This window comes from Rossellomorea aquimaris, assembly GCF_003315075.1.
Classification (GTDB): Bacteria; Bacillota; Bacilli; order Bacillales; family Bacillaceae_B; genus Rossellomorea; species Rossellomorea aquimaris_C.
In genome coordinates this window covers 1-22,262 of sequence record NZ_QNRJ01000023.1, presented here as the reverse complement: position 1 = coordinate 22,262, position 22,262 = coordinate 1, and the positions used below count along the sequence as shown (strand labels likewise).

The 22,262-nt window shown below is 43.6% G+C and carries 16 protein-coding genes and 1 pseudogene; 12 read left to right on the top strand and 5 right to left on the bottom strand.

The window, feature by feature from the left end; genetic code table 11:
* The first annotated feature begins 227 nt into the window (after positions 1–227).
* Together DET59_RS18545 and DET59_RS18540 are read left to right on the top strand one after the other, a co-directional pair.
* Entirely contained in the window at positions 228–2,393 is a 2,166-nt protein-coding gene (locus tag DET59_RS18545) for a glycoside hydrolase family 3 N-terminal domain-containing protein (protein ID WP_113971083.1), read from the top strand.
* 19 nt (positions 2,394–2,412) lie between these two features.
* Positions 2,413–5,742 (top strand): GH36-type glycosyl hydrolase domain-containing protein, encoded by a 3,330-nt coding sequence (locus tag DET59_RS18540; protein ID WP_113971082.1) that lies wholly within the window; start codon positions 2,413–2,415, stop codon positions 5,740–5,742.
* Positions 5,743–5,858: 116 nt separating this feature from the next.
* Here DET59_RS18540 and DET59_RS18535 read toward each other — a convergent pair whose 3' ends face one another.
* Positions 5,859–6,290, bottom strand: coding sequence for a hypothetical protein (locus tag DET59_RS18535; protein WP_113971081.1), 432 nt, complete (start codon positions 6,288–6,290; stop codon positions 5,859–5,861).
* 317 nt (positions 6,291–6,607) lie between these two features.
* Here DET59_RS18535 and DET59_RS18530 point away from each other — a divergent pair, with 317 nt between their 5' ends.
* The 6 genes from DET59_RS18530 to DET59_RS18505 all read left to right on the top strand — a co-directional run bounded on the left by DET59_RS18530 (position 6,608) and on the right by DET59_RS18505 (position 12,573).
* Positions 6,608–7,141, top strand: coding sequence for a sigma-70 family RNA polymerase sigma factor (locus DET59_RS18530; RefSeq protein WP_258549735.1), 534 nt, complete (start codon positions 6,608–6,610; stop codon positions 7,139–7,141).
* Positions 7,138–7,584, top strand: coding sequence for an anti-sigma factor (locus DET59_RS18525; protein WP_113971080.1), 447 nt, complete (start codon positions 7,138–7,140; stop codon positions 7,582–7,584). Before DET59_RS18530 ends, DET59_RS18525 begins: the two co-directional genes overlap by 4 nt.
* A gap of 1 nt (position 7,585) precedes the next feature.
* The gene (locus tag DET59_RS18520) at positions 7,586–8,680 is read left to right on the top strand and encodes an efflux RND transporter permease subunit (protein ID WP_113971079.1); all 1,095 of its coding nucleotides are present in this window, start codon (positions 7,586–7,588) and stop codon (positions 8,678–8,680) included.
* Positions 8,677–9,612, top strand: a complete 936-nt coding sequence (locus DET59_RS18515) for a hypothetical protein (RefSeq protein ID WP_113971078.1) — start codon at positions 8,677–8,679, stop codon at positions 9,610–9,612. Before DET59_RS18520 ends, DET59_RS18515 begins: the two co-directional genes overlap by 4 nt.
* 493 nt (positions 9,613–10,105) lie before the next feature.
* Positions 10,106–11,365 (top strand): GTPase HflX, encoded by a 1,260-nt coding sequence (gene hflX, locus DET59_RS18510; RefSeq protein ID WP_113971077.1) that lies wholly within the window; start codon positions 10,106–10,108, stop codon positions 11,363–11,365.
* A 110-nt stretch (positions 11,366–11,475) separates the two neighbouring features.
* The gene (locus DET59_RS18505) at positions 11,476–12,573 is read left to right on the top strand and encodes a PLL family lectin (protein WP_258549734.1); all 1,098 of its coding nucleotides are present in this window, start codon (positions 11,476–11,478) and stop codon (positions 12,571–12,573) included.
* A 267-nt stretch (positions 12,574–12,840) separates the two neighbouring features.
* On the opposite strand, the gene DET59_RS18500 is transcribed toward DET59_RS18505, so the two are convergent.
* Positions 12,841–13,710 carry a DMT family transporter gene (locus DET59_RS18500; RefSeq protein WP_113971076.1) on the bottom strand — a complete coding sequence of 290 codons (870 nt, stop codon included), beginning with the start codon at positions 13,708–13,710 and terminating at the stop codon, positions 12,841–12,843.
* Positions 13,711–14,133: 423 nt separating this feature from the next.
* Here DET59_RS18500 and DET59_RS22190 point away from each other — a divergent pair, with 423 nt between their 5' ends.
* Positions 14,134–14,262 carry a hypothetical protein gene (locus DET59_RS22190; RefSeq protein ID WP_258549733.1) on the top strand — a complete coding sequence of 43 codons (129 nt, stop codon included), beginning with the start codon at positions 14,134–14,136 and terminating at the stop codon, positions 14,260–14,262.
* Positions 14,263–14,668: 406 nt separating this feature from the next.
* Here DET59_RS22190 and DET59_RS18490 read toward each other — a convergent pair whose 3' ends face one another.
* The 3 genes from DET59_RS18490 to DET59_RS18480 form a co-directional block, all read right to left on the bottom strand.
* Positions 14,669–16,087 (bottom strand): alanine/glycine:cation symporter family protein, encoded by a 1,419-nt coding sequence (locus DET59_RS18490; RefSeq protein ID WP_113971074.1) that lies wholly within the window; start codon positions 16,085–16,087, stop codon positions 14,669–14,671.
* A gap of 299 nt (positions 16,088–16,386) precedes the next feature.
* Positions 16,387–17,490: a DUF1648 domain-containing protein gene (locus DET59_RS18485; RefSeq protein ID WP_258549732.1), complete on the bottom strand. Its 1,104-nt coding sequence runs from the start codon at positions 17,488–17,490 to the stop codon at positions 16,387–16,389.
* 3 nt (positions 17,491–17,493) lie between these two features.
* Positions 17,494–17,877: a GntR family transcriptional regulator gene (locus DET59_RS18480; protein ID WP_113971073.1), complete on the bottom strand. Its 384-nt coding sequence runs from the start codon at positions 17,875–17,877 to the stop codon at positions 17,494–17,496.
* Positions 17,878–18,017: 140 nt separating this feature from the next.
* Between DET59_RS18480 and DET59_RS18475 the strand changes: the two are divergent.
* The 3 genes and pseudogenes from DET59_RS18475 to DET59_RS18465 all read left to right on the top strand — a co-directional run.
* Positions 18,018–18,260: pseudogene (locus tag DET59_RS18475) on the top strand (GNAT family N-acetyltransferase); the annotation flags it as partial.
* Between the two features lie 114 nt (positions 18,261–18,374).
* The gene (locus DET59_RS18470) at positions 18,375–20,075 is read left to right on the top strand and encodes a transglutaminase domain-containing protein (protein ID WP_113971071.1); all 1,701 of its coding nucleotides are present in this window, start codon (positions 18,375–18,377) and stop codon (positions 20,073–20,075) included.
* Between the two features lie 303 nt (positions 20,076–20,378).
* Complete coding sequence (locus tag DET59_RS18465; RefSeq protein ID WP_258549736.1) at positions 20,379–22,196, top strand: sensor domain-containing protein; 1,818 nt, start codon at positions 20,379–20,381, stop codon at positions 22,194–22,196.
* Positions 22,197–22,262: the final 66 nt, after the last annotated feature.

Here is a 22,262-nt window from a genome sequence, read left to right as displayed (position 1 = left end):
TTCAATACTTTTCTGAAAAATACTAGAATTTTAAGTTTCATTCCATATTATACCTATATATATATTCTGTTATGTGTTGTTATAGCAATGTTTTAAGGAGAATAGTAGAGTGGGATTCCATAGTTGACTGACCAACCATTTACCTTTATACTTTTCTTCAATTGTTAATCGAAACGTTTCAAAAAATTAAAAGAACCAAAATAAAATACAATTTGGAGGTTCTACCAATGAATGAAAATAAACTCACTGCATTGCTTAACCAAATGACGTTGGATGAAAAAATTGCCCAGCTTACCCAGCTTGCTACGCCTTTTTTCAAAGGGGCAAGCGATCAGGGTGAAATTACCGGCCCGATGGTCGACATGGGGATCGACGAGGAAGTTGTCCGAAATAGTGGATCCGTATTGGGAGCCTCCGGTGCAAGGAACGTTATTAACATTCAACGCACTCATATGGAAGAAAACAGACTGGGCATTCCTTTATTAGTCATGTCTGATATTGTACACGGCTTCAAAACGATCTTCCCGGTACCTCTTGGGATCGGATGCTCATGGGACCTGGAGTTAGCGGAAAAGAGTGCGGAAATTGCTGCAAAAGAAGCATCAGTATCAGGAGTCCATGTGACGTTTGCCCCGATGGTTGATCTCGTTCGCGATCCTCGCTGGGGAAGAGTGATGGAGTCTACCGGTGAAGATTCCTTTTTAAACAGTCAATTTGGCAGAGCGTTTGTGAGAGGGTTTCAAGGGAAGGATCTAACTCATGATCATAATCGTGTGGCAGCTTGTGTCAAACACTTTGCCGCCTATGGGGCAGCTGAAGGCGGACGTGATTATAACACGGTTGATATGTCGGAGCGGGAACTAAGGGAAACCTATTTACCAGCATACAAAGCGGCACTTGATGAAGGCTGTGAAATGGTCATGACCGCTTTTAATACGGTGTTTGGGATTCCTGCTACAGGAAATAAGAAGCTTATGAGATCCATACTCCGAGAGGAAATGGGATTCAACGGTGTTCTTATATCGGATTGGGGAGCAGTGAAAGAGATGATCCCTCATGGTGTGGCAGAGGATGAAAAAGAAGCCGCCCTTAAAGCGATCACAGCGGGTGTTGATATTGAAATGATGACCTCGGCGTATGTGAAATACTTGAAGACGCTGGTGGAAGAAAAAGCAGTTGATGAATCCATCATCGACGAAGGTGTACTGCGTATATTAGAGCTTAAACAAAAGTTGGGATTATTCGAGAATCCTTACCGAGGTGCAAATGAATTGCTTGAACAAGAAGTGGTGTTGAGCTCAGAACACCGGGCGGCAGCTCGTAAACTAGCAGCAAAGTCTTGTGTTCTACTAAAAAATGAGAGCGTTTTACCTTTGAAACGCAAACAGAAAATTTCACTCATTGGACCTTTTGCTCAAAATGGTGACATCCTGGGACCATGGTCATGGTTAGGATCAAAAGAAGATGCCGTGACATTAATGGATGGAATGAGTATGAAAGTGGAATCTTCTCACCTGACAATCGCAAAAGGGTCTGAAATCGAATCGGTTTCAGAAGAGCAATTGCTTGAGGCAGAGAGAGTGGCGGAAGAAGCAGATATTATCGTTCTGGCACTTGGAGAGGATTCTGAAATGAGTGGGGAGGCAGGGTGTAGAGCGAATATTAAACTACCTGATGCCCAGCTTGAACTTGTATCGCGCTTAAAGAAATTAAATAAACCAATGGTGGCCATTCTGTTTAATGGTAGACCACTGGATTTACATGGGGTCATAGACCAGGCCGATGCGGTCCTTGAAGCCTGGTACCCTGGAACGGAAGGCGGGGCAGCGGTTGCCGATCTACTATACGGGGATGAAAATCCGTCCGGCCGCCTGACCATGTCCTTCCCATATAGTGTAGGACAGGTGCCGGTTTACTATAATCACTACAATACAGGAAGGCCAAAGGGAGCACCGGATGCCCAGGTCCGTTATGTCTCACAATACCTGGATATTCCGAATGATCCGCTCCTACCGTTTGGTTTCGGTTTAAGTTACACCACATTCTCCTATAGTGACATGACTCTTTCAGGATCCATTATGAAACCCGATCAGCCGATTACCGTTTCTGTTACCGTAACAAACAGCGGTTCTATGAAAGGCGAGGAAGTCGTTCAGCTTTATGTACGGGATGTGAGTGGGGAAGTGACTCGACCATTAAAGGAACTAAAGGACTTCCAAAAAATCGACCTGGAACCTGGAGAATCGAAGCATGTTTCCTTTATCCTATCGGAACCACAGCTTCGTTATCATCATTCAGATTTACAGTTTGACAGTGACCCGGGGACATTTATTGCCTATGCAGGTCCACATAGCAAAGAAGGAATGGAGCAATCCTTTACATTAGTAAAATAGACGAAACGAGGGGAACAGAATGAATTCTACACAAAAGCTTACATCCGGTGATCTTCAATTCACCTTTTTAAATAGTGGCGATCTTTTTGAAATAAACCATGCATCTACCATGATCAATCAATTATTGACGAATCCCATCGATGGCTCGTTAAACAATCTTTATTTACGAATCTATCAATCATCCGAAATCGAGATTGTTCCCTTAATCGGTGTTCAATCAACGAGTGAAGTCTCATTTTCAGAATCACAGGTGAAATGGTCAGGTAACCATAAGGCTCTTCAATACGAAGTGACGTTTACATTGTCACAAACAGGAGTTTGGTTCTGGGATGTGATGGTGGATGGACAAGACGCGGAGATCGATGTCATTTATGGACAAGATTTAGGATTGGCAGATAAAGGCGGCGTCCGCTCGAATGAAGCCTATATGTCCCAATACGTAGATCACAAAGTATTTGAAGATGATGATAAAGGATTTGTTGTCTGTTCCCGTCAAAATCAACCACAATCGAATGGTTTTCCCTATATTCAGCAAGGGTCCATTGGAAAGACGGTTGGCTACTCGACGGACGGATTCCAATTTTTCGGCTTATCCTACAAGGAAACAAACCAACCCGAAATCTTGACGCAGCCTTCATTGGCAAACGAAGTCTATCAATATGAATTTGCTTATACGGCCCTGCAATCAGAGAAGGTCCAATTATCAGGACAAGAACATTTTGTCTTCTACGGTCTATTTAAAGAAAACCATTCTGAAGCGATCACGACATTAGAATATCAACAGGAAGTGGAACAGGCATGGGAAGGAGTACAGCAGCTTCATGAGAAGTTCAGTGCTCCACTCGAAAAAGTTGCGCTAGCACCTGAAATGGGCGAACCCCTTCAAACCGAAGAGATGTCCAAAGAAGAAATTGACGGTCTGTTTACTGAGCGCCATACGGAAGAATGGGATGGCGACCGTTTGCTTTCCTTCTTCACAGACACTCACGAACATGTCGTGTTAAAAGAAAAAGAATTGGTTGTTGAACGCCCTCATGGACACATCCTCATGTCTGGAGGAAATCATGAGCTGAAGGAAGGAACTATCACATCCACTTCCTTCATGTACGGAGTATTCAACTCCCAACTGGTGATTGGAAATACTTCTTTCAACAAGATGTTAACGAATACCCGGAATCATTTAAACGTCATGAAAACGTCCGGTCAACGCATTTATGTTGAGGTTGAAGGAGTGTATCGTTTATTAACCATGCCTTCCTTGTTTGAATTAGGCTTCAACTATGCGCGTTGGTATTACAAGACACAGGACGATACAATCATCATCACAAATTATACGACGGTTGATACGCCTGAAGTCCGGCTGAACGTACGATCTGAGAACGGAAAACAGTACCGTTATCTTGTTTCGAATCAGATTACAATGAACAACAATGAATATGAAGTCCCTTATAAGCTTGAAAAAAATGGGGATATCCTTTCCGTTTCTGCTGATTCTCAATCTGAAAGCAGCCAAACGTACCCTGACCTGTGTTACAAAATAAAGGTCGATGGGGCTGACATGAGCATCGGGAACGAGAAAAGATTGGGTAAGAACGTCCCAGCTGGAAGTGCCTCTCTTTGTGTTCTCGACTTAACTGCGACAACAGAATGGACCATGACCCTTCAAGGTCTTCTTCACGGGGAAGATAGAGAATTCGAAGAGTCTGATATGACCGTTGAAATTGAGCGCTATAGAGAGTACTATCATCAAGTGATGAATGGGTTCAAGCTTTCTCAACATGGGGAGATTCCAAGTGAACTGGCCAAAGTCAATTCCTTATCATGGTGGTACACACACAATATGCTTGTCCATTTCTCGGTGCCACATGGACTGGAGCAATACGGCGGAGCGGCTTGGGGAACCCGGGATGTGTGTCAGGGCCCGACGGAGTATTTCATGGCCACTCACAACTACCAAAGTGTGAAAGATATCATCAAAACCGTCTATTCTCATCAATATGAAGACAACGGCAATTGGCCGCAATGGTTCATGTTTGACCGTTACTTCAAGATCCAGCAGGATGATAGTCATGGAGATATCATTGTTTGGCCGTTAAAGGTTGTCGGTGACTATATCGCGGCAACCAATGATTACAGCATTCTGGAGGAACCAATCCCTTATACGACCCGGGATGGCTTTGACTTATCGGAAGGAAGGGCGACGTTATTAGACCATATTCATAAAGAAATCGCCTATATTAAAGAACATTTCCTGCATGACACATTCCTTTCATCATACGGCGATGGGGATTGGGATGATACGCTTCAACCGGCAAACTCCCAGCTGAAAAAATTCATGGCGAGCAGCTGGACAGTTGCCCTGACTTATCAGGTATTGAATCAATTGTCTAGCGTACTTCAGGGAGTCCGGGATGAAGTAGCTTCGGAATTCAAAGCACTCGCATCAGGAATACAGAATGATTATAATCGCTATATTTTACAAAATGATGTGATACCGGGCTTTGTTTACATGGAAGATCCGGCACATGCAGAATTAATGCTTCACCCGACGGATACGAAAACGGGCATAGAGTATCGACTGCTGCCGATGAACCGCAGTATCATCTCTGAATTATTCACGCCGGAACAAGCAGAATCCCATTACCAATTGGTAAAGGAACACCTCTATTGTCCAGACGGCGTCCGATTGATGAACCGCCCTGCAAACTACAAAGGTGGAATAAGCACACACTTCAAACGGGCAGAACAAGCAGCCAATTTCGGCCGCGAAATCGGTCTGCAATATGTTCACGCTCATATTCGCTTTGTTGAAGCAATGGCCAAGCTCGGAAATACGGAAGAAGTGTGGAAGGGACTTGAAATCATCAATCCTGTCGGGTTGACAGAAGTCGTTCCAAACGCTGAAAGAAGACAAAGTAACGCATACTTCAGCAGCTCCGACGGTAAATTCAATACACGATACGAGGCGCAAGAACGCTTCAACGAGCTGCGCGCAGGGACCGTACCGGTAAAAGGCGGCTGGAGAATCTACTCAAGCGGACCGGGAATCTACATGAACCAATTAATCTCCAACTGCTTGGGCATCCGCCAAGAAGGGGAAGACTTGATCATTGATCCCGTTTTACCAGAGAAATTTGACGGATTGACCTTTGATTTCAAATTTATGAATCGTCCTGTTACATTCACTTATCACATGGGGCAAGAGAGTGGCAACATTGTGGTAAATGGTGAAAAAGTGAAGACAGAAGAGATTTCTAATCGATATCGTACGGGTGGTATGAGGATTAAGCGAGAGGTTCTTGAGAGTCTTTTGAATGAGGTATCCAATAGAATTGAAGTATTTATGTAAGATGAAATAGTAGAGGAGCAAGCGCATATGGCGTTTGCTCCTTTTTTTGGTAGGTCATGATCAATCAGCAGTGCCATTCGAAAAACTGCTTGTATTACCCCGGGGAGAGCAAGATCCTAGTCGCTTTCCAGGGTCTTTTCTTTGTTCCGGGAAAGCCTTTGATAGAAAAACTTAATCAGTAGAATAATAGCTGCCAATCCAATATACATGAGGAAAAAAACAATGTATCCCCATAAACCAATGATGGCATCGATGAACTCCATCTGCCCCCGGTTTGTGATTGCCTGCTGAATTTCAATGGCAAAGACCAACACAAACATGAAGGTCAAGGTATAGAAGAAAGCCAGTGCGGTGATGCCGAACTTAAGCTTCGATAGAATCTTAGACACAATGTATACAAAAAAGAACACGGAGATTCCGATGATGCCCATAATCCAAAAATGCAAATCTTTATCCGTAAGGGTGAAACCGAGATCACTCGTTATTCCTATTAACATGTCATGGAGGTTGTTAATGACCTCCACTATTAAGGTAATGCCTTCTTTCATGATATCCACTCACTTTTTTATAAAGATAAGTACTTTACGAGTATATCAGGAATGTAGAAATCGTGTTAGGTGGTAAATACGGGTGGTTTTCTGGATGGATGTGGCAGATGGGGGTGGAAGAGTGATATAAATTGCGATTTTTTCTATTTTAATCAACGGCGAAATCCCAAACCGTGAAGTTACGAGCCATGATCAGCTCCGAATTCCATCAAATGTACCAGGCACCACCAATTAAAAAAATATTTTCAAAAAAACTGTAGGGATTCACCAATTTCTTTCGTCTATTATTATGAGACCACAAGAAAGGGGGAGAGAGGTTGGTGGATCCGCTAATTGAAAAGGCGAAGAATGGAAGTGAGCATGCGTTTCGGATGTTGATCGAAATGCATAAGCAGTATGTTTTTAAATGCATCTTCGGGGTTCTGCGAAATCAGAAAGATGCGGAAGATGCATCACAGGAAGTATGGATGAAGATCTATACCTCTCTCCCTCAGTACGAGCATCAAGGGTTCAAGACATGGATGACGAGAATTGCAGTGAACCATGCCATTGATTGTAAGCGAAGGAAGGCAAGACAGACGGAAGAGCTGGTCGACGATCTCCCTGTGAAAGAGTCACAGGATGTTGTAGAAAGACGATTATTAAGAAAAGAACAAAAGCAGCTCGTGTTAAGTCATTTAGAAGAAGTTCCCGAATCTTACAGAGAAGTGATTGAAGGGTTCTACATAAAAGAAAAGTCCTATCAGGAGCTTGCAAATGAACAGCATGTGCAGGTGAAGACGATTGAAACAAAGCTGTACCGGGCAAGACTTTGGATGCGGAAGCATTGGAAGGAGGAGGATTTCATATGAGCCATATTGCGTTGGAAGAATGGAAGAATTACGCCAGAGATGAAATGGATGATCATAAGCGAACCGAATACGAGGAGCATCTATACAGTTGCGATCAATGCATGAGTCTTTATATGGAAGCGGTCGAGGCAGCTCAGGATGAGCTTCCTTCCATTGAAGGTCCGTCCCTCTATACAGAACAGGTGATGGAGCGAATTCCGGTTGAAAGGGATCCAGTGATGAAGCCGGGCAAGAGACCGTGGTATGAGGAAAAGGTGTTTCATTATGTGCTGGCTACGGCGATGACGCTGATTTTGATGGCATCTGGTATTTTTGGTGAACTAACGAAAATCACGACTGATTTTGAAAAAAATCAACAGCCTTCGTTTACAGAAAATATTTTAAATAAAACAACGGCTTTACTGGATAGTGTTGAAGAAATTGAAGAACAGGAGGCAGAGTAAGATGGATAAAAAGAAGAATCCGATCATTGCGTTTTTGTTGGCTTTTATACCCGGTGTGGGATTGATGTATTTAGGGAAGGTTTTTAGAGGGGTTTTATTTTTACTAGTATTAATGGCGTCATTTCCTGTTGCATTCGTGGGAGCGGAAGTGTTGAACTGGGATGGATTTGCTTTTATCACCATTGGATTTGCGTTCCTATTATATCTCATCAGTATCGTTAATACGGCACTTGTCGCATCCAGAATGTTGAAAGCGAATGAAGCATCACGAGAACCGGTGGTAGAAAGTGATTCAGGAGAGCTGAGCACCGAACGCTTCTATACCATCATCCTATCGATGATACCAGGGCTCGGTCATTTCCAACTGGGACTGATGAACCGGGGGGTCACATTTCTGGCAACGTTTCTCGGAGTGGCTGCGATGATTCTGTTTGTGACAGCGATGACGGGGAGAGGGGAGTTTATGGTATTCCTGATTGTTCTACCTGTCGTATGGGTATACAACTTCTTCGATACGATGCAATTATTGAATAAAAAACAGGCTGGGGAAGTGCTGACGGACCGGTCTGTATTGGAAGACCTGGAAGCCCAGCATGAAGGCGGGAGAAAGAGTAAGGCATTCGCCACATTTTTATCGATGTTTCCTGGAGCGGGGCATCTGTATCTTGGTTATCAGCGACGGGGCATTCAGCTTATGGCAGTGTTCTTGTTTTCTATCTATATATTAGACGTACTTCGGTTAGGGATTTTTCTATTCTTAGTTCCGATCATCTGGTTCTACAGCTTCTTTGATGGATTGCAGCGGGCTTCTAAGCACGGAAAGGAACCTTTAGAAGATACGCCGATCGTGTCTTACTTAATCAATCAGCAGAAGTGGGTGGGAATCGGATTGATGTTGCTTGGAGTATATTACTTGGCTACGAACATCCTTATGCCCCTATCACTACCGTTTTTAGAGACGTATGGCATTGATTTGTATCATGTAATGTATAGCTATATCCAGCCTGGAATTGTTTGCCTTCTTCTTATAGGGGGAGGAATTAAATTGGTGGCCGGAAGTAAAAAAGCCCATTCAAAAGAGGAGGTATCAGAATGAGAACTTGGAGAGTCGGATCTATATCAATGGGGGCATCCCTGCTTTTTTTAGGAATCTTTTTACTGCTATCGCAGCTTTTAAAATGGGATTCAGCGTACGTGTTAGCAGGTTGGTGGCCTGTCCTGCTGATTGTGTTAGGGGCAGAGATCTTAGTGTACTTATTTTTATCAAAGCAGGAGAAGCCAATATTAAAATATGATTTCCTCAGTATAATATTTGTGGCTGTCATTGGGACGTTGGGAATCGGATTTACCGTTCTGCAGGCAACGGGATTGATGGGACAGATGCAATCGTTCTTTGATTCTGAAGTGAAAACCGCGGACCTTCCTTCTTATAGCCATCAGGTTGGTGATGATGTGAAGCGGATTGTCGTTGATTCCAGTTACTATCCGATAACGATTGAAACCGTTACAGATAAAGAAGTGAGTGTGTTTGGTACGTATCGTTCTTCCTCTACAGGAGGTAAACCATTACTTTCGAATCCGGAAGATTATCTGATGACCATACAAAAAGGAGACACGCTGTATATCACATTGAAAAGTCTTCCCGACTCCAATGGCTGGATGCAATCAGGGAGGGAGTTAGATGCTACACTCGTCATCCCGGGATCCAAGTCCCTGGAAATCTTGAGTGACTACAATGAAGTCACATTAAAGCCAAGAACCATTTCAAGCTCATGGGAAGTATCAAGCTCAGCAAGGGTCAATCTCGTTCTCGCTTCATCGGAGGACCTGACCATCAATGCCGAAAATGTAGGGGACATACAGGGGGAGGACGCTAAATGGCAATATACAGAACAAACCGCTGTATCCGACACTGACATAAACAACGAAGGAATCCCAAACAAATCCGCCACCCTCAAACTAGGAAGCGGACAACACCCCATCACCATCTCCCATTCCGATCAGGTCAATGTATCGATCAAGAACTGAGGGACGGACCTTGAAATACCCTTAGCAGTTGATTGAGCAGGGATGTAGAGCTTTGAAGGTCCGTCCCTCAAACCATATCTTCCCATCGTCGGCTGTTTGTGGTAAGATGGTATTAATTTATGAGAAATGGAGGTTTTCCTTTTGATTTTAATCAGACTACGCATCCGCAATTTGAACGCTTAATTGAATATGTTCAAAGGCTCTGCCTGTGTGCAGGGTAAATGGGATTGGTCTGACTATTTTTAAAGGAATTCTTCATTTGACGTTGAATGGAGGAAAGCGAGGCTGAATGGCTCCTCTTTCTTGTTTTCTTAAAGAATAGAATTGAATATTTGCCGAGTGGTGCCATATTGTGTGTTTTCTTGGGAAAACGCCAGGAGAAAATGCGGTCTTCTTCATGCGCCACCGGTTTATTCAAATCCATTTACGAAAAGCACAGGCAGGGGCCTGTGCTTTTTTCTGTACCCACTAAAAGATAGGAAGTGACGAAGGAATGGAAGAACGTTTAAAAGCAATCGCCATAGGCGTTAATACAAAGGATAAGAATAATGACTTCGAATATTCGATGCTTGAGTTGAATGGATTGGCAGAAGCGAGGCATATTGATGTTGTCGGCGAACTGACTCAAAACCTGCCCCGGCCGAATCATGTTCATTATATTGGCAAAGGGAAAATTGAAGAGCTCCTGCCAGTCATTGAAGAATGGGAAGCGGAGGTGCTTATTTCCAATGATGAGCTGTCTCCTTCGCAAATTCGTGTACTTGAGGAGAAACTTGATATTCGTGTCATGGACCGGACGATGTTGATTCTCGATATCTTCGCTGAACGTGCGAAAACCCGGGAAGCACAACTTCAAGTAGAGGTAGCTCAGCTGCAATATATGCTCCCGCGTTTGATTGGACGCCGTGAGTCATTAGGCCGTCAAGGGGGAGGCTCTGGACTCGCCAACCGTGGTGCGGGTGAAACGAAGCTCGAGCTTGATCGCCGTCGAATCGAAGAGAAAATCACAGCATTGAATAAAGAGCTTGATTCACTTGTTGACCTGCGAACTACACAGCGCAAGCAGCGTCGAAAGAGTGAAATCCCGGTCGTATCCCTCGTCGGATACACAAATGCCGGGAAGTCCACGACGATGAACGCTTTCGTAGAAAAATTCCATCCAAACGAAAACAAGCAAGTGTTTGAGAAGGATATGCTGTTCGCGACACTTGAAACCTCGGTGAGAAACATCACATTACCGGACAAGAAGGCATTTCTTCTGACAGATACGGTTGGTTTTGTCAATAAACTGCCTCATCAGCTGGTCAAAGCGTTCCGTTCAACACTTGAAGAAGTGGTGGAGGCTGATCTCATCATTCATGTGGTTGATTATTCCGATCCTCACTACGAGAAATTGATGAAGGTGACTGATCAAACCCTTGAAGAACTCGGGATAGGTGATACACCTGTCATCTACGCTTTTAACAAAGCTGAACTGATGGAAGAAGAGATACCCAGAGTGGAAAAGGACCGCATTTATTTTTCCGCGAAAAATAGAATTGGGATCGACGAACTGCTTCAAGTGGTGAGAAGTTATATTTTTAAAGACTATAAACGCTGTCAAATGCTGATTCCATTTGATAAAGGCCATTTGATTTCTTATTTTAATGAGAATGCCAATGTGTTAGAAACCGAGTATGAAGAAAAAGGTACGAAGCTGACGCTAGAATGCAAGATGAGTGATGCAGAACGATATCAACAGTATATGGTTTAGACATTTCAGGATCCTTTCCACATGTGGAGGGATCTTTTTTTGAGAAAAAATAAGTACATACTCCTCCATCTGGGCTCCTGCATAAAGTAAATGCAGAGGAGGGATGCAGTATGTTTTTTCCACGACGAATGATACCATGTGATGTACAACAAGAATGCTATCCGTATTGGCCGGAAGTCAGAAACCATTATGAAGATGGTCTGTTACCACATACTTATCAACAGTTCTATCCACCATACGAACAACAACGTGAGTTCACGTATTATCCACAACAGCTGAACTACTATGATCCTTATCAAGGATTCTATGACCAAGCTGTCTATGAAAATCCATTTGATTGGCGGGCAAGCTGGAGGGAATGGGAGGATCTTGGTGCTCCGCCACGGGGGATGAAGGGGTCGCCGGCTGTTGCTTCCTGGCAGGCGGACCGTTTGGATACGTTTGTTCGAGGTGAGAATGACAGAATGTATCACAAATGGTGGAACGGCTCCCGCTGGAGTAATTGGGAGGACCTCGGAGCCCCGCGAAGAGGTTTAAGGAGTTCGCCTGCTGCCGTGTCATGGGGACAGAACCGCATTGATGCGTTTGTAAGAGGGAATCGGGATACTCTATGGCATAAGTGGTGGGATGGTTCGAGATGGAATGAATGGGAAGATCTCGGGGGACCGCCAAGGGGCTTCAAGGGGGATCCAACGGTTTCATCCTGGGCAGCCAACCGATTGGATGTATTCGTCCAGGGATATGACAATAATCTTTGGCATAAATGGTGGGACGGAAGGAATTGGAGCCAGTGGGAGAACCTTGGCGCTCCAAGAGGCGGCTTGAGGGATTCACCGGGTGCGGTATCCTGGGGATCCAACCGGATCGATTGCTTTGTCAGGGGAAACAACGACCGGATGTGGCATAAGTGGTGGGACGGTTCGAGATGGAGTAATTGGGAGAATCTCGGTTCCCCGCCTAGAGGCTTTGAAGGTGCTCCAGCAGCATCCTCGTGGGCACCGAACCGGATCGATACCTTTGTCCGCGGAGACAACAATAACATGTGGCACAAATGGTGGAATGGTTCCCGCTGGAGCAACTGGGAAGACCTTGGAGCACCAAGGGGAGGCGTTCGTTCTTCACCGGGAGCCGTGTCTTGGGGCCGTAACCGGGTGGATACCTTTGTGAGAGGAAGAAACGATCATATGTGGCATAAGTGGTATGCTTGATGGATGGGACCATCCTTTTGAGTAAATAATCCGTTCTTGTTTGGAGTGCATAACCTATCAATGACATTAAAAACGTCCTGTGAATTGGCACAGGACGTTTTATTTCTTATTCCACTTTCTGGTGGTGAATGGCAGAACACAGGAACTATGAAATGTCTTGACCATTCATGGACCAAAGGGAGGCAGGGGGGAATATATACTGCCTTCCTATTTATTTTTTAATGAGAGAATTCCGTTTCACAAAAATAAATAAGGAGATAAACTTTCTCAGTCGGACTGCTTCACACTAAGGACGGTGATCGTAACAAGGATGACCACCATGCCAAAAGTTTGAATGGTGGTCAAGTGATCCCCGATAACCAGAACGCCAAATAATGAGGCTGTCACCGGCTCTACCATAGCGACCATCGAAGCATTTGCCGGAGTAGTCCATCGAATTCCCGTCACATACAATATAAATGACAGTCCGGCCCCGAGGATCCCTAAAAGTAAAAACCATCCTATATCGCTTGACGCCAACACCGACGCTGCTTCATCCTTATCCGTAAAGAAAAAAAGGATGAGACAAAATGAAAAAAAAGCAATGGTTAGCGTAGTGTGTGGGTTTCCGATTGAAGACGCATTTTTAAACCCGAATATAAACAAAGCATAGGAAAGGCCGGCAGCAAGTCCCGCTGCCATTCCTAAAAAACTCACTGAAATCGATTCAGTATTGTAGGCACCTGTAAGCAGGATGATTCCAAAAAGAACCCCGGTAATACAGCCCCACTTAAACCAAGTAGAATGTTCTATTCGTAATAAGAAGGAGATTAATAGAACGAACACAGGTGCGGTGTACATTAAAGTAGCGGCAACCGCAACGCTTGAGGCTTCGATACTTAGAAAATAGAAAGTGAAATTTCCAGCAACACCCACACCTGCAACTAGAGACCAAATATATAAACGGGTAGAGTGGCCCCGATTTTGTCTAAAGCGAAGGAGAAACCACACAAGAAAACATATAAATCCAACAACCCCCCTGTATAGTGAAATCACAATAGGGTCCCAGCCCTTGTTCATTAAAACATCGGCAATCCCTCCGCTAATGCCCCAGCATATAGCGGCCAGCATAACTAAACCTATACCTGCAAATTTCATCGTGTGCCTCCTTAAGATAAATTATGGTACGAATATTTGAGCAAACCCAGCTTGACCTTCACAACGGAAATTTAAAGCCCAAGAAATCCTCTATTCGCTCCTGATCAAACATATGTTGATTAATCAAGGTGTTAATGGTGATTCCTTTAATTTTCCTTATCTAAACATAAGTTAGCTCTCATGCAATATGAAGGGATGATCCCATCTAAGGTTCCAGCACCTCAAAACAGAATGGTTTAGTGTGTAAATAGGGATGTTTTTTTAAAAAAAATGAAGAAATTGGCAAATTATATGTCCAAATGATGGATAAGCGGGTACTCTACCCGATTGGAAAGGAGAATAGACCATGCGTTTAAAACTCGATGGAGAAGTGTATGAAATTACGCAGACAAAAAAGGAGGATCTAAACAAGGTTTTGGGTATTTGCTTCGATTGGTGGTACATAGAAATCACGCAGTAGGTGACGCCTTACTGGACTGGGTCGAAAAAGAGGCACAGGAAGCAGGAAAAAAAATTATCGGCTTTGATTGCATCACGGGTAATGAAGCATAGAACACTTTTACCAAAAACGATATGGCTTAAGAGAAGTTATCCATATCCACGGCTGTCACAGTAAATATGAAATCATACTATATATATAAGAGGCTGGGACATAAGTGTTTTAGTCTAAGTAAAACCCGAACAAATCTGCTTTCCATTAAGCAGATTTGTTCGGGTTTTTTATTTATTTACGGTACATTTGATTTTAGCTCTTTCCAGCGGTTGATTGGAGTGCAAGACGAAGACTCCTGCGGGAAAAGTAGCTTATGTGAGACCCCGCAGGCTTGCCGAGGAGGCTCACGAGCTACCCGCGGAAAGCGTAGTCTTGCACGGAAATCATTAGCGGTATTAAGAACCTACACTTCTATTGTTCGTCTTTATATCGTGGTTTTTTAGTTTTGTCCCAGTCTCCTTCTTTTTAACTGGCTTTCTTCCTTGGCTGAGCTTGCATCATCGGCAAGTACTCATTGAAGTAATGATTCGTTTCACGAACGATGACCTTATAAAGTAAAATAAGCGCGATCAAGTTCGGAATCATCATCAACGCGTTAGACATATCTGCAAATGCCCAAACGAGCTCCAGGTTAGCAACGGCACCAAGGCCGGTTGCTAAAATGTAAATGAGTCTGTAGGAGTTTGCAAATCGATAATTTGTCAAATACTCGAAGCATTTCTCCCCGTACATATACCATCCGACAATCGTTGAGAAACCGAAGAATATGACCGAAAATGATACGATGTATTCTCCTGCTACCCCAAGAGCATGACCGAATGCGGCACTCGTTAACGCTCCGCCATCAAGGCTAGGAGCATGCTCGACTCCTGAAATCGCTCCGCCTGTAGGATCCCAGAAACCAGTGATCAGAAGAACCAGTCCAGTCATTGTACAAACAATAATCGTCACAATGAACGTCCCCGTCATAGCGACAAGTGCCTGTTTAACCGGGTGATCGGTTTTCGCATTACCTGCAATCAATGCAGCCGTACCAAGACCGGCCTCATTGGAGAAAATCCCACGTGAAACCCCACTGCGGATTGCTTCACTGATAATGATTCCGGTGAAACCGCCAGCGGCAGCTACAGGATTGAATGCGTAATGGAAAATCATTTCAAATGCCGGAATGATCATGTCATAATTCAGTACGATGATGATCAATGAACCACCAATGTACAGGAAGGCCATGATCGGTACAAAGAAGGAAGCGACTGTACTGATTCGTTGAATCCCTCCAAAGATGATCAAACCTGTCAGGACGGCTAACACGATTCCTGTTACGAGATTGTTAATTTGAAAGCTTGATGTCATGACATCTGCAATCGTATTGGACTGTACGCTGTTACCGATTCCCAGGGCAGCAAATGCCCCGAATAAAGCGAAGGCAACAGCCAGCCACTTCCACTTGCTTCCGAGACCTTTTTCTACGTAATACATCGGTCCTCCGGAGTATTCACCGTTTTTATTTTTCACACGGTACTTCATGGCAAGCAGGGCTTCTGCGTATTTCGTGGCCATTCCGAGAAGGCCGACAACCCACATCCAGAAGATGGCCCCGGGTCCGCCAATCGTCAATGCCGTCGCAACACCGGCAATGTTTCCGTTACCGATTGTCGCTGACAGAGCCGTCATCAACGTTTTGAAGTTACTGATATCCCCTTCCGATTTGTCAGCAGAAGAAGAGGGTTCTTCTTTTGTAAAAGCAAGTTTAAATGCATACAATAGCTTTCGGAACTGCAGCCCTTTAAGCATAAACGTCAAGAAAAGGCCTGTCCCAAATAACAGTACTAAACTTGGTGTCCCCCATAAGAATGAATTAATCTTGTCTAGCACATCTAACATAGAATCCTCCTTGTCATCTCATGTTGTAAACGTTTTCTTTGTGAGTTTCCATCTACTAGTTATATAGTATTCCGAACAATCTGTCCATAACAAAAGTCGAATTTCCAGAGATTGAGCCTTTTTTAGTAGTAAGTGTAGCATGAGAGTAGCAGGAGGGACGGACCTCGGATTCATTTACAAGAGAAAGTGGTCCCAAGTGCTAAGGAAGGGTGGAAGTCACGTAACAAAAGGGACGGACCCTCTTCAGCTGAACGATGATGGTACTTTATCGCTCAATGTGAGAGGTCCGTCCCTCACCGTTATATTAGTGTAATGATTATTATCACGAGCAGCGGCGCGACCAGGATGAGGTATCCCATGGGTCTGGCGAAGTTAAGGGTCCAGCCCACTCCGAAGCGTTTTTCGACGAAGATGGAAGGGTCTTCAGGGTTGAAATAGAAGAGCCCTCCTTTCCAGTATTGATCGTCATCTGCATTGATCACTTCGCCGGTGCCTTCATCGATGACTTCTAAGTCCAAGTCCGAATCCTTTTTCCCCACCTTGATGGCCATAAGGACCGTCCCTATCAAGACGAGTGCAGAGAAGGCCAGTGGCATGGTGATGATCAGCAGGTCGCTGACGCTATTTTCATACAGGGTGGTGAATTGCAGGAATGTAAATAGCATGCTTATCAGAATGGAGATGAAAAATAAGAGCCAGCTTGTGTACTTGCGCAGACGGAGCTGGCGGACACGTGATGCCTTTATATTTCCAGCACTCAGCTTGATTCCGGAATTCCTTGTGAGCTCGTTAATACCGAGGAACATCGCATTCATCACCAGTAAGACGAGTGGTAGGGTCAGAGCGGAAAGATACGATTTCGTTGTAAAAGCATCCGGCTTTCCATCGGGTCCCCAGTGGGTAGGGATCTGATCGGGCAGGCTATTGTAATTCACCAATGTAAACACCATTAATCCGGCAGTGATCACCATGGGTATTACATACATTATCCAGGGGAGCATTTCATCTTTCGTTCTTAGGTTCAATTCTGAGACCTTCACCTGTTTGCGATCCTTGAACCATTGCTTTTCCCGTTTCAGTGTTGATACTTTCATATGAAAATAGAAATAAAGGGACATAGAAATAAATAGGATGTCAAAAGGCAGTAATAAGCCTGCTAAGATGAGGTGATTTTCAGAGGGCGAGATGTCCTTTGACCAGATAAAATAGAGAGCCAATACCACAATTGAAATGAAAAATGTTAACAATGCGTAGAGTTTTTTGTAACGCAGCAACTGTTCGTTCCGTATTTCATCAACAGGTATCGTTACACCAAAAACCACCGTTCGTTTTACGATAAAAGGAATGGTGATTTGCAGAACCATCAAAAACCCCACCGTGACAAATAAAAGCGTCATTTCCATTTGTTACTCCCCCTTAACCTTTAACATAATAGATGAGACTAATTCTTGAATTTCTTTTTCACTCATGCCGATTACCAATGATTCCACTACAATCGGCCGCAATTCTTCTGATATGTGATCCAATCGGGATGACGGAATTTCTCCTTCCGATGGTGGACAAATAACAGCCCCAGATTTAGGTACAATCCGGATCACACCCTTGCTTTCCAATTCATGATAGCTTTTATTCACCGTGTGCATGTTTACACCCAGGTCACCGGCAAGGCTGCGAACGGATGGAAGGATGTCCCCTGGCACTAATTCCCCGCGGACAATCCCCTCCATGATCCCATTCTTGACCTGGGTATAAATCGGTATATCTGATTGAAGTTCAATTTGGATAAACAAGGATTCACCTCCTATTTTGTTATATGTTTAGTATAACAGAATTGTTCTAGTTTATGTATAACAAAAATGGATCTTCCATAAAAAGTTAGATAATTGAAGTGTCCCTCGTTATAATTTGATTATATAAAAAAGCTCTTTTCGTAAAAATGATGACCCACCCTCAATTCCGTCAAAAAGGAATTGCCCGTAAACTCATGCAAACAGCGGAGAAAAGAGCGAAAGAAGAGGGACGGACCTTGCTCATACTGGATACGGTCGAAGGGGCCCCGTCTAATCATCTGTATACGTCACTGGAATTCGTTCAGGGAGGGCGGATTCCCGACTACGCAGCATCACCTTTTGGAGAATTAGAGGCAACCATAATCTACTACAAACAGATTTAGAAGACTGCGAGAATAAAATAATAAGAGGGACGGACCTCAAATCCTCAAATCACTCCATATTCAGGTGAAATTTAACGTTTAGAGGTCCGTCCCTCTAAAATTCAGGAGGAAAATATGCAGAAGAGGAATCCCTTTTTGTTTTTGTTTTTGGGTTTGTTAATAAGTTTCTTGTTCTTGACGGCATGCAGTGATTCAAGTACCGCCGGAGAGGAAACGAAGGCGGATAAGAAAGAAGAAGATCTGTATGAAAAAGAAAAGAAAGAGATGGACGATGAAATAGGTGAAATGGAGCCACTTCAGTTAACTTCCTATAGCGAGGAAATCGGTGTCACTATGAATGAGCCGTCATATAAGGAATTTGCAGTGAATGGGGAAGTGACCGTCGACGGGGAAATTGAACAGCATTCTGAGCTGAAGTCGGACTACGTCTGGATCAAGGTCAGGGCGAGTGAAGAAGGCCCTGCAGGAAAGTTGCTCGAATACTACACACCCATCAAGGGTGGTAAGTTCAAACAGAACATCCGCTTGTTCAATGGAGAAGGTGAGTATAGTGTGTCTGTACAACTGCCAAGCAAGGATCGTGAGAATTATTACTATGATACTGCTTCCTTCACGGTTCATAATGTGAATCCCGACATAGCGAGGGATGTGACGCTCACACCGTTTGGCCAGGAAGCAGAATTGTCCTTGAGTTCTGAATCAAGCTATATCAAAGGGAACGAAATCTTTCCTTTAAAAGGAGAAGCTGCTAACCTGACAGACAAAGACACCATCATGCTTAGGTTAAAGAAGGAGTCGCAAAACTGGACACATGTCATTCCTGTGAAAAACGGAGAATTCGGTTATGAAGTTCCTTTATTTTATGGGGAAGGGATTCACGAGCTTGAGGTACTGGTACCAGATGAAGATCGAGAAAACTACTACCAGACGGCCACTACTCTAATCATTGATAATGAGTCTGATCGAGTGATGAGTCCGGTTGAGTACGCTGATAAATATCGCGAGCGTGGCGTAACTCTGGAATCTCCTCAATTTGGCGGGGAGAAGTCGGATGGTGTTTACTCCATCAAAGGAAGCATCGATCCAAAAGCTGAATTCGGTCCGGAAACGACGCATATTTATATCACCACTAAAAAAGGGGAGGATGAAGCTTTGGATGTGATTCCCGTAGAGGATTTTACCTTCGAGGATTCCTTTTATCTGCGGTTTGGACCCGGTACCTATGAGGTGACTCTCAGCGTACCTGAAATCAAGGAGGAGAATAGTGACTATTTCAGATTTTTCGGTTTTGCGAAGTTTGAAGTGGAATCGACAGGTGAAGACAAGCGGGACCTTCTGCCATCCCGTGGCGTACAGTCAAATGCTGAGGAAATCAAGGAGCAGGCGAAAACCGTCACAGCGGGAAAAACAAGCGACAGGGACAAGGCGAAAGCAATCTATGATTATGTCGCAAAAATTGTTTCCTATGACGTTGAAAAATATGAAAATGACGACTTTAACTGGGATGACAGTGCATTGAAAACACTGGAAACCAAAACGGGTGTGTGCCAGGACTACGCCTACCTGGCGATTGCCATGCTTCGTGCCAGCGACATCGAGGCGAGATTCGTTGAAGGAAGGGCAGGCGGGATTTTCCCGGGAAGGCATGCTTGGGTAGAAGCGAACCTTGATGGGGAATGGGTCACCCTGGATCCGACATGGGGGTCAGGCTATTTAAAGGATGGTAAGTTTGTGCCGGCCTTTAATGAGGATTATTTTGATCCGGATATGGATGAATTTAAGAAGACGCATACACGGACGGGTGTGTCGTATTAGAAACGAATAGGACCGGCTCCAGTCAATGGAGTTGGTCCTTTTCATATAGTATAAGAGGTAATGATTAGCTATATTGTGAATGATAGCCATAAATAGTACACTTGATTAAAGAAAGAATTTTTATATCCAGGAGAGTAATGAATGAATTTTACACAAAATAAGAAAACAATCTTCATGCTATTTTTCATAATGTTATTGTTACAAATCACGGATTTGTCTTGGGAAACCAATACTCACTCCAATGGGGCAGTATCCCTATTCCTCCATATAGGAATAGTGTTTTGTCTGCTTACTTAATTATTCCTGCTATACAAAGGGAATTGGAATGCTTCCAAGGAACTAACGAAGAGTAATAAGAATTTAAACAACATTTTTGAGACGCTGGACGTTGCGATTTGGTCTCATGATATGAAGTCCGATGTTCTGTTGATTACACCTGGTATTGAAAATCTGTATGGATTTCCTTTGAATGAATTTTATCAGGATACGCTACTATGGAGAAAAGTGATACACCCTGAAGATATGCCGGTTTTAAATAAAAGGGAGGAAAAGCTTGGTTCCGGTCAGGCCTGTGTGAGTGTTTACCGTATCATCAAGCCGGATGGTCAGGTTCGCTGGATCCAGGATAGAGGCATTCCTACCTTGGATGAAAACGGAGAAATGATTTCTTTTACCAGTGTGTTGTTTGATATCACCAACCGGAAAGAAAGTGAAGATCAATACCGTAGTTTAGTAGAAATGTCTCCAGATATTATTGCGGTCATCAGTAATCAAACGTTTGATTATATCAATGAAGCAGGCAGTAAGTTGATTGGTGCCAATTGCCCCGAGGACATCATGAATAAAGATGTTTCCCATTTTACCAGTATGGAAAATATCAAGAAAATAAGGGAGCAGACAAAAGATTCGACCTCAGGGGAACGATTTGAACTGACCATTTATCGCCTTAACGGTGATGCAATAGAGTTGGAGATTTCCGCGATGCCCATTTTGTATGGAGGAAGGATGGCCATACAGCTGGTTGGACGAGACATTACGAATCGTAAAGAGACTGAGAAAACCATTCGTACCATGGCCTATTATGATTCACTAACAGGGCTTCCAAATCGGAATAAATTTAAGAAATACTTAAATGAGTCGATTCGTGAAGTTCCTGATCAATCGATCGCCATCTTATTTCTGGATCTAGATCGATTTAAAGTCATCAATGATACGAAAGGGCATTCTACTGGCGATATTATACTGGAGAAGGTTGCCTTCCAATTGAAGAATGTGGTGAAAGATAAAGGGATTGTGTTTAGGCAAGGGGGAGATGAATTTATCATCTTACTCTCTAATTTGAATGAGAAAGAGGTCGAAGAAACGACGGGTGAAGTATTACATAGCTTCAACAGTCCAATCGTCATACATGAACAGGAGTTCTTTGTGACACCGAGTATCGGGATCAGTATGTACCCAAAGGATGGAGAGGACCAGGAAAGTTTAATTAAGCATGCCGATACAGCCATGTATTTAGCGAAGGATCGCGGGAAGAACAACTATCAATTCTATTTTCCTGAACTAGAAAAAGCTTCTTCAAGGAATATGGAGCTTGAAAATGGATTAAGAAAGGTATTGGAGCTGAAACAATTAACTCTCCATTATCAGCCAAAGGTGGATTTAGAAACGCTGGATATTATAGGTGTTGAAGCCTTGTTACGCTGGGAACATCCGGAACTTGGAATGGTCTCTCCATGTGAATTTATTCCTCTGGCGGAGGAGACGGGACTGATCATTCCGATTGGGGAGTGGGTACTTCGGGAAGCTTGTCAACAAAGTAAGGTGTGGGAAAAGAACGGGTTAGGCCTCATTCCCATTGCTGTAAATATATCGGTCAGACAGATAAAGGATGATGGATTCGTTGACATGGTAAAAGAAACACTATCAGAACTCCAGTTTCAGCCGGATCGACTTGAGCTTGAAATTACGGAGAGTATTATGCAGGACTTCGAAAAATCAACGAACGTTCTCAATAAGCTGAAAAAGCTGGGCGTCATCATTTCCATGGATGACTTTGGAACAGGTTACTCTTCTTTGAATAATTTAAGGCATTTGAATCAATTTCATAATGCGTACTTTTAAAAAATCATGGACGGGCCCAAAATAGGTAATTTCTTAAAAAAACGAATGAACTGGCTGATTATGCAA